The organism is Desulfosarcina widdelii (assembly GCF_009688965.1).
Classification (GTDB): domain Bacteria; phylum Desulfobacterota; class Desulfobacteria; order Desulfobacterales; family Desulfosarcinaceae; genus Desulfosarcina; species Desulfosarcina widdelii.
On the sequence record NZ_AP021875.1, the window covers coordinates 655729 to 668944 of the forward strand.

14 protein-coding genes and 1 pseudogene are annotated in these 13216 nt (G+C 47.0%); 8 read left to right on the plus strand and 7 right to left on the minus strand.

Annotated features, from left to right (window positions below; genetic code table 11):
- The first annotated feature begins 170 nt into the window (after positions 1-170).
- From GN111_RS03095 to GN111_RS03125, 7 genes are all read left to right on the plus strand, one after another.
- Positions 171-2468: a nitric-oxide reductase large subunit gene (locus GN111_RS03095; protein WP_155302346.1), complete on the plus strand. Its 2298-nt coding sequence runs from the start codon at positions 171-173 to the stop codon at positions 2466-2468.
- A gap of 55 nt (positions 2469-2523) precedes the next feature.
- Positions 2524-3081 (plus strand): hemerythrin domain-containing protein, encoded by a 558-nt coding sequence (locus GN111_RS03100; RefSeq protein ID WP_170302101.1) that lies wholly within the window; start codon positions 2524-2526, stop codon positions 3079-3081.
- A gap of 129 nt (positions 3082-3210) precedes the next feature.
- On the plus strand, positions 3211-3546 hold the full coding sequence (locus tag GN111_RS03105; protein WP_155302348.1) for a cupin domain-containing protein: 336 nt from the start codon (positions 3211-3213) through the stop codon (positions 3544-3546).
- Between the two features lie 3 nt (positions 3547-3549).
- The gene (locus GN111_RS03110) at positions 3550-3936 is read left to right on the plus strand and encodes a VOC family protein (RefSeq protein ID WP_155302349.1); all 387 of its coding nucleotides are present in this window, start codon (positions 3550-3552) and stop codon (positions 3934-3936) included.
- A 63-nt stretch (positions 3937-3999) separates the two neighbouring features.
- Positions 4000-4239, plus strand: a complete 240-nt coding sequence (locus GN111_RS03115; RefSeq protein WP_155302350.1) for a hypothetical protein — start codon at positions 4000-4002, stop codon at positions 4237-4239.
- 65 nt (positions 4240-4304) lie between these two features.
- The gene (locus GN111_RS03120) at positions 4305-5216 is read left to right on the plus strand and encodes an NAD(P)/FAD-dependent oxidoreductase (RefSeq protein ID WP_155302351.1); all 912 of its coding nucleotides are present in this window, start codon (positions 4305-4307) and stop codon (positions 5214-5216) included.
- Positions 5217-5260: 44 nt separating this feature from the next.
- Complete coding sequence (locus GN111_RS03125; protein ID WP_155302352.1) at positions 5261-5794, plus strand: hemerythrin domain-containing protein; 534 nt, start codon at positions 5261-5263, stop codon at positions 5792-5794.
- Between the two features lie 231 nt (positions 5795-6025).
- Here the strand turns inward: GN111_RS03125 and GN111_RS03130 are convergent, their stop codons facing one another.
- A complete protein-coding gene (locus GN111_RS03130) occupies positions 6026-6691 on the minus strand; it encodes a class I SAM-dependent methyltransferase (RefSeq protein ID WP_155302353.1) in 666 nt (221 codons plus the stop codon).
- A gap of 157 nt (positions 6692-6848) precedes the next feature.
- Positions 6849-8372, minus strand: a complete 1524-nt coding sequence (locus tag GN111_RS03135; protein WP_170302102.1) for an MASE1 domain-containing protein — start codon at positions 8370-8372, stop codon at positions 6849-6851.
- A 273-nt stretch (positions 8373-8645) separates the two neighbouring features.
- Between GN111_RS03135 and GN111_RS03140 the strand changes: the two are divergent.
- Positions 8646-8903 (plus strand): annotated as a pseudogene (locus GN111_RS03140) (hypothetical protein); the annotation flags it as partial.
- A gap of 62 nt (positions 8904-8965) precedes the next feature.
- Here the strand turns inward: GN111_RS03140 and GN111_RS03145 are convergent.
- The 5 genes from GN111_RS03145 to GN111_RS03165 form a co-directional block, all read right to left on the minus strand.
- Complete coding sequence (locus GN111_RS03145; RefSeq protein WP_231715660.1) at positions 8966-9457, minus strand: DUF3124 domain-containing protein; 492 nt, start codon at positions 9455-9457, stop codon at positions 8966-8968.
- Between the two features lie 84 nt (positions 9458-9541).
- The gene (locus tag GN111_RS03150; protein WP_155302355.1) at positions 9542-9916 is read right to left on the minus strand and encodes a cation:proton antiporter regulatory subunit; all 375 of its coding nucleotides are present in this window, start codon (positions 9914-9916) and stop codon (positions 9542-9544) included.
- Between the two features lie 107 nt (positions 9917-10023).
- Positions 10024-10269, minus strand: coding sequence for a hypothetical protein (locus GN111_RS03155; protein ID WP_155302356.1), 246 nt, complete (start codon positions 10267-10269; stop codon positions 10024-10026).
- A gap of 59 nt (positions 10270-10328) precedes the next feature.
- A complete protein-coding gene (locus GN111_RS03160) occupies positions 10329-11549 on the minus strand; it encodes an MFS transporter (protein ID WP_155302357.1) in 1221 nt (406 codons plus the stop codon).
- 512 nt (positions 11550-12061) lie between these two features.
- Positions 12062-13197 (minus strand): IS3 family transposase gene (locus GN111_RS03165; protein ID WP_155302358.1). Its coding sequence is split into 2 segments (ribosomal slippage): positions 12062-12930 and positions 12930-13197, totalling 1137 coding nucleotides; the frame shifts between segments, so codons are not numbered across the junction.
- Positions 13198-13216 lie beyond the last annotated feature (19 nt).

The window sequence follows — 13216 nt, forward strand, 5'->3', positions numbered from 1 at the left end:
TATACAACGATGTTATCACAAACACAACAGATAAGTCGTTTTCATTATTACAACATCCAATATCAACTTGTTGATATATATATATTAATAAATTCATGGCACGCCCGTTGCTCAATAAAGGAGCAAACGAACTAAACTTCCTGAATCTACAAGGAATGGAAGGAGGAGCCATGAACGAGACCAAACGACTTTGGATTATCTTGGGTGCAGTGATTTTTTCCACCTTGTTCGTCCTGGGTTGGTTCGGACGCGAATTGTACCGCAACGTGCCGCCTATCCCACAGGAAGTCCGAACGGAAACAGGCGAGCGAGTGATGACAAAAGAGGATATCCTGAAAGGCCAACAATCCTGGCAAAGCATCGGCGGACAGCAGGTGGGCTCGGTATGGGGCCATGGCGCTTACCAGGCGCCGGATTGGTCTGCCGACTGGCTGCATCGGGAAGCGGTGGCCCTTCGAGACCTGTTAAGCATCAAATACCACACAAACAAATATGGCGATTTGCCTGAATATCGACAGGCGGAAATCGATCGGCGGGTGCAGTCGGAAATGCGTCACAATTCCTACGACCCGGAAAGCGGCGTTGTCATTCTTTCCAAAGAGCGTGCCAAAGCGATTGCCACAACGGCCGACCATTACATGGGGCTGTTCGGCAGCGATCCTTCCCTGGCGGGACTGCGCGAATCCTATGCCCTGCATGAAGCGGCACTGCCTGACGTGAGCAGAAGAAAAGCGATCACCGCTTTTTTCTTCTGGACCGCCTGGGCGGCGACAACTGAACGACCGGGAATGTCCGTAACCTACACCAACAACTGGCCGCACGAGCCCTTGGTTGGCAACCATGCCACCACAGCGAGCCTGGTCTGGTCCCTGATCAGTATTGCGTTGCTGCTGGCCGGTGTGGGCGCTCTGGTGTGGTACAAGCTGTTTCGTGACCGGGAGGAAGAGGCGCCAACCCCGGATCGAAACGATCCCTTGGATCGCATCGAAACCACCCCATCGATGCGGGCTGCAGGCAAGTACGCGTTGACGGTCATCGCACTTTTCGTGGTTCAGACACTTTTAGGCGGGCTGACGGCGCACTATACGGTGGAAGGGGGGCATTTCTTTGGCATTCCCCTGGCCGACATCCTTCCTTATGCGGTGTCACGCACCTGGCATATACAGTTGGCTGTTTTCTGGATCGCGACGGCATTTCTGGCTGCCGGTTTGTATCTTGCTCCGGCTGTCGGCGGGCGTGAACCGAAGTTTCAACGGCTGGGTGTCAACGTGCTGTTCGGTGCCCTGCTTCTCGTCGTAGCAGGCTCGTTGGCCGGTGAATGGTTGTCGATTCAACAGGCGTTCAGCCTGGATGTCGGATTCTGGTTTGGTCATCAGGGGTATGAATATGTCGATTTAGGGCGATTTTGGCAAATTCTGCTTTTCGTTGGATTGGTGCTCTGGCTGGTGCTCATGCTCCGTGGACTATGGCCCGCACTAAAACAAGACGGGCATCGCCGTCAATTGGTTTTACTTTTCGCCGGATCGTCGGCGGCCATCGGCTTGTTCTACGGCGCCGGCTTTTTTTACGGTGCCAAGACGCACCTGACCATTATGGAATACTGGCGTTGGTGGGTGGTGCACCTGTGGGTTGAAGGGTTTTTCGAAGTGTTTGCCACCGCAGCCATCGCTTTTATTTTCACGCGACTGGGGCTGGTTAAATCCTTGAGCGCCACGCGTGCCGTGCTTTTTTCTTCGGCGATCTACCTGTTCGGCGGCATACCGGGCACCTTTCACCATCTCTATTTCAGCGGAACGCCGATTTCCATCATGGCGGTGGGGGCGACCTTCAGTGCGTTGGAAGTCGTGCCGCTGGCATTGATCGGCTACGAAGCCTGGGAGACCTACCAGAAGGCCCACGTCGTTTCCTGGATGGAAAATTACAAATGGCCCATCCGGTTCTTCATGGGGGTGGCCTTCTGGAATCTTGTCGGCGCCGGTGTTTTCGGATTCCTGATTAATCCGCCGATCGCCCTGTACTATATGCAAGGGCTCAACACGACTCCGGTGCATGCCCATGCCGCTTTGTTCGGCGTATATGGTTTGCTGGCGTTGGGCTTGACGCTGGTTGTCCTGAGGAGGCTCTATCCCCTCGGCGTATGGCGAGATGGCCCGTTGCGTCTGGCGTTCTGGTCCATGAATGGCGGCTTGGTATTGATGATCGCGATAAGCTTGCTGCCGATCGGTTTGGCGCAGACATGGGCCAGTATCGAACACGGATTGTGGTATGCCCGCAGCGCCGAGTTTCTGCAGCAGCCTGTCATGGAGGTGTTACGGTGGCTGAGAACGATCGGTGACACGGTTTTTCTGATCGGCGTCGGTGCATTGACGTATTTTGTCATCGGACTGGTCACTGGATGGTCGTATCAAAAAACCGAATCTGACCGTGAGGTTCCGGTTGATTCAATCCCCAAAAAGCAACCTGTATAGTCAAGAACGATTGAAATTTGGAATGCATAGCAACAATTCGAAAAGGAGGAATGTGATGAACGCCATAAACGAACTCTTAACAGAGCATGAAGCGGTCAGGACGACGCTGAGAATTATAGAAACGATTGGGCAGGATATCGAAAGAACAGGAAAGATTCCCAATCCCGATCATGTGGAGCAACTGCTTGAGTTTTTTACGACCTTTGTCGACAGGTGCCACCATGGCAAGGAGGAAGAACTGCTTTTTCCCGCCTTGGAAAAAGTCGGCATCAGCCGCGAAGGAGGTCCGGTGGGTGTCATGCTTGAAGAGCATCAACGTGGACGCAATCTGGTATCCAAAATGAAAAATGAATTTGCTCGATATCGAAACGGGGATGGCGGTGCCGCAGAAAAATTCAAACGTCATGCGGATGATTACATTGCATTGCTGAATTTTCATATCGATAAAGAAAACAAGGTGCTATTTCCCTTGGCAATAAACCATCTACCAGAAAGCGACCTATCTGAAATGAAGCACGGATTCGATCAAATCGAATCGGAAAAAATAGGCGTTGGAACGCATGAGCGTTTTCACCAAATGCTGTCCGAGCTTGGCAATATCTATTTGCAGTGATTATTTTTACAGTTAGAGACAAAACATAGCGAACCAATCCCGGTTCAGGATCGCCAACCATGGCCAACGATGCGGCCGGTACGCTGCGGTTTCGTTGCGCCCCCACCGGGTAAAAACAGGGAGGATCGTATGAGCGAAAAAGCAAATGCACCCAAAGGTACGGCGTTTAACTTGGAGAACCACATTGAATACGCCGCAGGCTCTGTTGTGAGCAAAACCCTGATCAAAAAGGAAATCGGCAACATCACATTGTTTGCCTTTGACCAGGGACAGGGGCTCAGCGAACACACCGCCCCCTTTGATGCCGTGGTTCACATCTTGGACGGCAAAGCAGAGATCACCATTGGCGGCCAGCCACAAAACGTTAGCGCCGGCGAAATGCTGATTATGCCGGCAAATATTTCTCATGCGCTTCATGCCGTGGAGCCATTCAAGATGCTGCTGGTTATGATTCGAGGGGAATAATCCATGACATTGCCGACAGATATAAAAAGAGCGAACACGATTCTTTACGCGAGGCGATGGAAGGAGACGGTGGCCTTTTATCGCGATCATCTCGGGTTTGAGGTTGTATTTCAAAAAGATTGGTTCGTCGAGTTTCGGTTGACTCCAACCGCCTTTTTAAGCGTCGCGGATTCATCCAGGACAACAATAGTGAGCGGTGACGGAAAAGGCGTTACCTTGTCCTTTCAAATCGACGATCTGCAGACGGCGCATCGCGCCTTTCTCGAGGATGGATTAGAACCGACGGCGATTCGTTCTCAGGTGATGGGAGCCGATGTGTTCTACCTGTTCGACCCGGAGGGCAACCGTACCGAGTTTTGGAGCCCGGTTGGTGGAGGAAAACCTTTTTAGTTGAAATTTCGGTCGGTTGTCACCCTGTTTTGAAGGCACAAAAAACCTATAAGGAGGCCTTTGATGAACAAGACAAGCCTAAACAAAGAACCAAACAATCAAACGCCACATTCCTCCATTACCGTGTCCGACAAAATTGTCTGCGAAGATGATGCCTGCATCGGGAAAGTCGCAGGACCGCATAGTGAACTATCTGCGGAAATAAAACGGCAGGATAAAAAGAGAATAAAACGCCAGGGTACAAGCATGTCGGTGAGAGGCAGGAGAGTTTGCACCGACGATGCGTGCATTGGTAAAAGATGATGCCATCTCGGCAACCGGATGAACATTGATGTTCCGTAGTGCCGGTCGGTTTAGAGGAGAAAATAATGAAGAAAACTGATTTTTACGATGTTGTGGTCGTGGGTGCCGGACCGGCAGGCCTTCAGGCTGCCATCCATGCATCCCGAAAAAAGGTTTCGGTGCTGGTGCTGGGAAAGGAGCACAAGAGCAGCCTATTTCGGGCACACGTGGAGAACATGGTGAGTTTGTTCAATGCCACTGGCAAGGTGATGCTGGAAACTGGCCGACGCCAGGCGAAAAACTTCGGCAGCGAGTTCATGGATGAAGATATCCTTAAGATCACTGCAGATGACGGTCGGTTCGAACTCGAAACCGAAGGCGGTAATCGTCTCGCATGCAAGACACTGGTTTTAGCCACTGGAACGGCACGCAACAAGCTGCGGGTCAAAGGCGAAAAAGAGCTTGTCGGCAAAGGCGTCAGCTACTGTGTCGACTGTGACGGTAATTTTTACCGAGGCGAGGAGGTGACAGTGGTGGGCAGTGAAAGTGCCGCTGCAGACGGCGCACTGACCTTGGCCGAGATTGCTGGGAAAGTACATCTGATTTGCGATGATTTAAAGGTCTCAGAGGCGTTGCTGGCAAAACTCGATAACAGCCATGTGGTGTTGCACCGAGGTGCCAAGGTTAAGGAAATTTCCGGTAAGGAAGAGGTCAATGCGATCGTTCTCGATGACGGCACCATCCTTTCCACATCAGGTGTTTTTATCGAATTGGGCGCGAAAGGGCTTATGGAACTGGCTACATCGCTGGGGGTGGCACTGGACGATACGATGCGCTTTATCCGGGCCGACAAGGACCAACTCACCAGTGTATCTGGTATCTTCGCCGCCGGGGACATCTGTGGCCCACCATGGCAGGTAGCAAAGGCGGTTGGTGAAGGGTGTGTTGCCGGTATCAATGCGGCTGACTATGCAAAAAAGCTACACCCGACTCTGTAATTTCATCAAAATGAGTATTCAGGAATAAAAAAGGAGGTATTAATATGCAAGCACGAGGCCCTCTCATGATAGAGCACCGTTTGATTGAACGAATGCTTAACGTACTCAAAGGAGTTTTGGCCAAAATCGAATCGAATCACGAGTTAGATCCTGTGTTCGTGGACATAGCAGTTGATTTTATACGTGTATACGCCGACCGGACGCATCACGGGAAAGAGGAAGATATTCTTTTTCGGGAACTCAATAAAAAAGGGTTGAAATCAGAAGATTATCAAATCATGAAAGAACTGATCGATGAACATGTATTTGGTCGACAGACAACCAAAGCGCTTGTTGAAGCCAACACTCGCTATCGGAATGGGGATGAGACTGCCTTGGCAGATATTACTGCTAATCTTAAGACCCTCATTGATTTTTATCCTATACATATTGAAAAAGAAGATAAAATTTTTTTTCCTAGATCCAGAACTTACTTAACTGATGAAGAGGACCGGGCAATGCTTGAAGAGTTCCGGGAGTTTGATCGAAATATGATTCACGAAAAATACAAATCAACGGTTGAAAGATTTGAAAGCTAAAAATGAGTCTCGAACAGAAGATGGCTCGGTGCAACGGTCCAAATTCAGTGATGAATTTATTTATCTGTTTTATCCACAAAGCTGAAGTGTCATTGAGTTATGTATCTAAAAATACATACAATTTCTTGACAATGGCTCTTTATGGTTGAAACCGTAATAAATTTGAAATGTTAGGTCGTTATCACTTCAGTATTGTAGATAACCAGGTTTATTTATTTTTAAGATTTTGAGTCAAAAATTTTTCTTACGTAACAAAAATAATTGAGAATCGTCATAAAGGTGAATTGGATTCACATTGGTTAGAGAACCCCGCAATTGCTGTAATGTTTTGATAATTCGACCCGTATCCTCTTTCTTTATCTTTTTCCGCCCAAATGGATAGTTGATTAGTTCGTCCAGATTGTTAAACGACATAACTGTATAGAATACTTCTTTACGTTCAATCTTAAAATCACAATTTTCTATCGAATTCAATGCGTCTTGAATACTTTCCGATTCGTCCTCAAATAGATTAAAGAACTGTGTGAACTCACCATTTGCCAAAGGTTCTAAAATAATCAAATGCCCTTTTTCGGTCAGTACTCTGTAAGCTTCTTTAAGGGCTAAGTGGCTTTTTTGGTGATGCAAGGATAGTGTGAAGATTATAATTGGAAAAGAACTATCTTCAAATTCCAATGCTTCTCCAGTACCAATTCTAAAGTCAATATTAAGATTTTTAGATTTAGCCTTTTCGATGCTTTTTTCATCGGGATCAATCGCAATGTATCTTTGTGTTTCATGAGATAAAAATTTAGACATTCGTCCCTCACCACAGCCAATCTCAAGGACCTTCTGTTTCTGAAGAACTACAAAATCCTGTATCATTTTGAGTGCTTTATTATTTATGTCATATTCCATTTTTTTACCGTAAATTAGCTGCTAACCGCAATACGAAGAACAGCAGGGTTGAAGTTTTATAATTTTTCAAGACAATTAATCTCCATGGGAACAGTCGAGCTAATTTGAATGACGCGGTTGTCTAATTATTATTTGTGCAACTCTCACTTTTACCGGGTCAATCACGCTCAATATTTAAATCGGGATATAATTTTCTGGCACAATCGGGGCATAACCCATGACTAAACTGCGCTTCGGAATGATTGGATATATATGTTTCGATTTGATTCCAATACCCTTTATCATCACGAATTTTCTTGCAAGAAGCACATATTGGAAGGAATCCGCGTAAAATTTTCACCTCCGACAGGGCACTTCGAAGATCTCGAATCAATTTTTCTCGCTCGGCCTCCACTTTCTTTCGCTCAAAAACATCATGAACAATGGAACATAGCATCGTTTTTCCACCTATTGTAACAGGGCCGCTGTATACCTCAACATCGCGAATTGTCCCGTCGGATAGCTGATGGCGGAAATTGAAAAGATTCTTGTTTTCGTTTTTGGCGCGTTCCATCTCCTCAGCTATTTCATTCTCAGACATCACGTTTACATCCGTAATTTTCATGCTGATTAAAGCATTTTTGGAATAACCGTAGAATGAGCAGGCGGAAGGGTTTGCATCGACAATTTCAGCTGTGTCCGGGTCAACAATTAATATGGCTGAAATATTATTTATAAATAAGGAACGATACTGTTGTTCGCTAATTTTTAAAAGTCTTTCGGCGCATCTACGATCCTCTATCAAAGCAGATAAAAACAACATTGGCGTTAACGTTAAGCCGAGATAGATTTGCAAATTGATTACATTTCGAGCAACCGGGTGTTCAATGAAAGGACCGTAACCGTGAGACCCCATCCAAAAACAAATAATCGTGTATAACAGAGATGAAGAAAAAAATCCCTGGGGGCCAAAGCGAACCGAAGCCCATAAAAGAACAGGTAAGGGTATATATATTAATGCTGGATATTTTTGTGGATCCAGCCACAATCCGCTGAGGGTGGTGATGCTCAAAAGCAACAATATTGTCGCTATGAATATCAGTTCAAGGTAGTATGAAAATGGCCGTGATCTAACTTTTGAAAAATCCCAAGATATCCACAATACGATAAATGGTGTAATCAACAGATGGGTCAATGCATCGCTGATGAACCATTGCATCCATCTCGTAATGTATGCAGGACCAGTCGGCCCTATTCCAGTTACCCAAGCACCTGGGAAAGCAGCAATTAATGGGGCGGCTAAGACACAGCAGATAATATATATTGTTGTTTTTATAGCACTGTTAAACTCCGGCGGGACTTCTGATAGTTTTTGAAGCAGTATGACCGCGGTTAAAACTTCTATCCAGTCCGCACCAACAAATCCCAAGGCCATCGTGAGGGGAATTCCGGAAGGTAGATCAGCCGCCAACTCCGCAGGAATAACGGCTAAAAGAAACCATAACCATTCTTTGGGTTTCGTTAAAAAGAGGATAGACAGCAAGATTGCGTTGGGGGGCCAGAGAGCAGCGATGTAATCGGGCTTAAAAATTAGGCTCAGTCCGAACTTTGCACTTAGATAATATGCAGTTGCGACAACAATTGCCGAAAAAGGCAGCCGGTAGGCAGCTGGTAGTCGGTCAAACCAATTCTTTAAGTACATTGTATCACACTTATTTTCAAAGGGTTCGACTTGGGTTATGTTCTTGAATATGGCTCGCCTATAACCATACGCTACTATATGATTCGGACAGCAGCTGTTGGCACAAATCATCACATAACCAAGTCAGCAGTTCCTGACCTTCGCCTCATCCATAGTTTAAGCTCCAATCATTGGGTAGCCTACCTTATCTTGGTTATAGGATAAAATTCCAAAAAAAATAGGTAAGATTCTGCAAGAGGGTTTGCTAAATTTAGGGAATCGAGATCCAGTACCATCAAGCAGCACCTGCGGATAAAGAAATTTTTCGGGGTTTCGGAAACCGCCGTAAAAACCCAGATCTGGATCGCTATATCCGTTTATGTGCTGGTTGCCATCATGAAAAAGCGCCTGGCCCTTGACCAGAGCCTCTACACAATTTTACAGGTTCTGAGTATTACTCTTTTTGAGAAAACCCTTATTTCACGGGCATTGGCAGAAAACGATTACAATAACAAATTTACTTCTGGATATATCCAACTGAATTTATTTGATTCTCAACCGGATACTAATGAAGCTAAATCAATCATTATAAACACCGAACATTATCAATATCATTACTCATATGTAATAATTTTCCGACCACGAGAAGTAAATGAAACACCTTGCTGATTTTGAGTGCCAATCATTACCGATTCGACAATAGGCGTGTTGACAGGTTTATCCGACTTCCATTCAACAATGAAGTTGGCACCCGATCCTCCGCTTTTATCTCTTTCCGGTATTATATAACGCAATGATTCCATTGGTTTTAGAATTTTTGGTTCAGTCAGATATTTCTTTAAACGTTTCCCCTGCGTCTCATAATAATCAACAACGGTTATTATAATCGGATATTTCGGATCAATATTTCTAATGCTTAATGTAACTGCCAGCAGGAAAGGGCGCTCTCTGTTCCCGCTGTAAATATGCGAATAGGCGGGAACATAAATAGTCTGCCTATCGGTCAGCAGAGTTTTTTCAACAGCAAACAATGGCAAAGGCAGGAAAAAACAAATGTACAAAAAGAAAATAAGAAAATATGAAAAATGACAACTCTTCTTTTTCACGGTTGCGCTCCTTTTATTTCAAGTTGGAAATCCTGCTATAGGAATAAAGGTCTTCCGATTTGCCTCGTTTCCAATGATCGCAATTTAATCCTCGGGCATCCAAACAAATTTAGCGTCGGGATTGTATTTTAGCTGGCAATCCCGGACAACACCAAAGATGGAAACTCCAGTGGTTTTGTGTATCTCGCTTTCTCCAATAGATCGATCTGCCATGATGCTGTCCTTGGATAATCGAATCCACTGCAGATCAAACTGCTGCTCAGCCCCTCGAAGTTGAGAAAGCAGGCGGTAGCTGTCGTTTGAATTAAACAAGGCGGCATATAGCTCCTGTCGGAATTTATCCGTGTGCCTTTGAACTTCCGCTGGAGGAATCCTTAAATAGAGAAGGGACTGGCGCGTCATCTCTAAACTCGCTTCAAATTCTGGGAAGACGACTTCCGAAACCCCAAGATCTTTCATTTCATTGAAATAATCCGATCCAGGAATTCGCGCCTCGATTGTAAGCTGTCCATTTAGACGTTTCGACTGAACAATGGCTGATCGCGTCACCACAAGACTGGGTATGGTTAGAATGAGAAGCGATGCAGTCTTGGTTTCCGCTGCTTCAAGAACAATTTCCTGTCTGGTACCGTTTCATTGTTCTGATTCATCAGCACCCAATACATGGCAATTGAACGGTCCTCAAGTGCCGCTTTGATTCCGTCCCTTAATGTCTTGGTATCCTTTTCGTGTCCCTCAGCTTCTCGCGCTTCTGCTGCGGTGAATTCGACCACTTGATCCAAATCATTTAGTTCAGCTCCTCTGACTTTCAAATTCACCTCCTGTAACAACCAAATCTCGAAATCTTTAAATTAAAATGGGCTCAGACATCCTATGACTCGGATGTATTTCGATTGTCTTGCGAGTAACCCAGCATGCTCCAAGCAAAAAAGGAGACAAAGAAGAGATTGGATGCGCCGGCGAACAAAAATCCAGCGCCAAAGCCTATAGCCTCGATCAGGGGCCCCAATCCGATGGAACCGGCCATCAGGCCAAAATATATGAAACTGTTATAGCCGCCCATGGCAAGGCCTCGGAACCGAGGTTCCGTTGTCTCAGCGATAAGTGCACCAATAGAGGTGAAAGCAATGGCCAGGCTTACACCCAAGCAGAAAGCGGCCAGGAGAAAGTGGACGAAGGTCACGGCTGGCGCGAATCCGGCAATGGATAAGGACGCCAACACCACACCCAGGAGAGCTTGGTACTTGCGTCGCCCTATGCGGTCGCTGATGGTGCCGAAGGGGATCCGCGCCAATGCATTTGTTATTGACTGGACGAGGTAAACGATACCGATCTGACCCACGTCGAGTCCCCTTTCGTAGGCCAGAAGTGGTAAAAAAGTAAAAAATGCGCCACCGATGATGTTGGCTCCGAAAGTCACCAACCAGCAGCCCATGAGCTGACGGTTAGTGAGCATCAGCCTCCAATTCAATTGTTGCCTCGGCTTTTCGATTTTGAGATCGGCAGGTGCCTCCAGTGCGGGCAAGAACCATTGGACGGCCCAGATCGTAATGGCCACGAGAGCTGCACCAATTAAAAAAACCGGTCGGAACCCCAACCACTCACCCAAAGCACCGCCGGCCGCGGGTCCCATGCCCAATCCACAAAATAAAGCTGTGGTATACCAACCGTAAGCCCGGCCCATATGGGTCGACGGCGATATCTCAGATACCCATGACATCATCGTTGGGCCGAAAGCCGCAATGCCGATGCCCAGAAGCAGGTAGATGCCGGCAAGATATAAAAACGATCGGCTGAAATAGAGTAACAGCATACCGGTGAAGAGTACGATAGTGCCGTAAACAGCCAAGCGCCTCCTGCCCAAACTATCGGACATTATCCCAGAGGGAAGTGCCAGCATCCCGGCCATGAGATAAAATGCGGCATTGATCATGCCGATTTCAGAGGTGCTGACACCGAAGCCAGCTGCATACAACGGTACCACCGGCAGCCGCATGGAAATAGCAAAGTAGCAACCGAAGGTGACCAGACAGCAGACGGTCAATAAGGCGGCAAAAGAATGACGTTCCGCCGTGATAGGATCTTTGGTCATAGCGCATTTCTTTGTCAATTGATCCTTGTTTATCGGTGTAATGACCACGCATCTTATATCACTCGTTCTGAATCTTCAACTCGCAACCGCATTAGCGATCAGACACAACAACCCAAGTGAATGATTTTACGTCGAATGTCTATTGGCATATATTTGGTCGAATACGGTCAATAGGATGAGTCTATGGAGTTGACCCTGAAAGCTATAAGTCCATTAAAGTATGTTCTGTCTATCGCACGAAAACAGCATTGTTAAAATTACATGTTTCTTGCCAGCCCCAATAAGTATCAAGGAAGACACCGAATTTGCATTTAGCAACTGGATATCATAGGCTTATCTTGAGTGCTGCCCAATATTATTAACCCTTTAACCCAGGAGGAAGGCTATGAAACTATCACGAGCGGCCAAAATCTGGATCGATTATCACAAGACCGGAGATGGACCCCAAAGTTTGGACAGCCTGATGGGCGAATAAGCTAAGAGCCGGATGCTGTTGAAAAGAGAAAAGGGCATCAGGCGGCCTCGGCATAGGGAAAAGGTAGACCGTAGTAAACCTCATCCGGGGTTTTATCGTCAAGGGATGAATGACCGCGTTCCTGATTGTAATATTGGATCCACCAGGCCAGGCCGCGTCGCAGCGCCTTGCCCGTATCGAATGAGTGCAGGTAAATGTACTGGTATTTGAGGGTCCACCAGAGCCGTTCGACGAAAATGTTGTCCTGACAGCGCCCCCGGCCGTCCATACTGATGGCGACCTGATTGTCCTTGAGGACTTTGGTAAAGGCGTTGCTGGTGAACTGGCTGCCCTGATCGGTATTGAAGATCTCAGGCGCTCCATATCGATCTATCGCTTCTTCCAGGGCTTCGATGCAAAAGGCCGGTTCCATGGTGTTGGAAACACGCCAGGAAAGGATCTTGCGGCTATGCCAGTCCATGACCGCCACCAGATACATGAATCCACGGGCCATGGGGATGTAAGTTATATCGGTGGCCCAAACCTGGTTGGGTCGCTCGATGGTCAAATTTTTCAGCAGATAGGGATATACCTTGTGCTGCGGATGAGGCCGGGTGGTTCGCGGTCTGGGATACACCGCCTCAATGCCCATTAGCCGCATCAATCGCTGCACCTTTTTACGGTTGACCTTTTTGCCCTGACGTCGCAGTTGACGACTGAGCGATCGACTTCCCGAAGATGGATCCCGGAGGTACAGTTCGTCGATGATGCGCATCAGTTCCAAATCCTCCGGTTTGATGGGTTTGGGGCTGTAATAATACGATGAACGTTTAACGTCCAATAGTTTGCATTGCCGGGAAATGCTCAGCTGCTGATTGGCAGATTCGATCATGGATTTACGCTGCTTTTTCTTCAGCTGCCGAGCTTTCGTGATAAAAAATCGTTTTCGACCTTGAGTTGACCAATCTGTCGGTACAGCTCGTCGGTGCGGGCTTCGGCCTGTTTCCTGGTCTTATGGCTTTTGTCAAAGATATCGGCAGCCCCTTCGAGCATCTGCCGCTTCCATGTGGAAACCATGGTGGGGTGGACACCGAACCGACTGGCAATCTGTGAGGTGGTCTCGTCGTTCTGAATGGCTGCCAGAGCAACTTTTGCTTTGAATTGTGGACTGTGTGTCTTTCTCTTTTTACCCATCGTCAGATCCTCCTAAAAT

What these genes read in the sequence shown, in the direction of transcription:
- GN111_RS03095 (WP_155302346.1), top strand. Translation starts at nt 171, where the DNA reads ATGAACGAGACCAAACGACTTTGGATTATCTTGGGTGCAGTGATTTTT.
- GN111_RS03100 (WP_170302101.1), top strand. Translation starts at nt 2,524, where the DNA reads ATGAACGCCATAAACGAACTCTTAACAGAGCATGAAGCGGTCAGGACG.
- GN111_RS03105 (WP_155302348.1), top strand. Translation starts at nt 3,211, where the DNA reads ATGAGCGAAAAAGCAAATGCACCCAAAGGTACGGCGTTTAACTTGGAG.
- GN111_RS03110 (WP_155302349.1), top strand. Translation starts at nt 3,550, where the DNA reads ATGACATTGCCGACAGATATAAAAAGAGCGAACACGATTCTTTACGCG.
- GN111_RS03115 (WP_155302350.1), top strand. Translation starts at nt 4,000, where the DNA reads ATGAACAAGACAAGCCTAAACAAAGAACCAAACAATCAAACGCCACAT.
- GN111_RS03120 (WP_155302351.1), top strand. Translation starts at nt 4,305, where the DNA reads ATGAAGAAAACTGATTTTTACGATGTTGTGGTCGTGGGTGCCGGACCG.
- GN111_RS03125 (WP_155302352.1), top strand. Translation starts at nt 5,261, where the DNA reads ATGCAAGCACGAGGCCCTCTCATGATAGAGCACCGTTTGATTGAACGA.
- GN111_RS03130 (WP_155302353.1), bottom strand. Translation starts at nt 6,691, where the DNA reads ATGGAATATGACATAAATAATAAAGCACTCAAAATGATACAGGATTTT.
- GN111_RS03135 (WP_170302102.1), bottom strand. Translation starts at nt 8,372, where the DNA reads ATGTACTTAAAGAATTGGTTTGACCGACTACCAGCTGCCTACCGGCTG.
- GN111_RS03150 (WP_155302355.1), bottom strand. Translation starts at nt 9,916, where the DNA reads ATGAAAGATCTTGGGGTTTCGGAAGTCGTCTTCCCAGAATTTGAAGCG.
- GN111_RS03160 (WP_155302357.1), bottom strand. Translation starts at nt 11,549, where the DNA reads ATGACCAAAGATCCTATCACGGCGGAACGTCATTCTTTTGCCGCCTTA.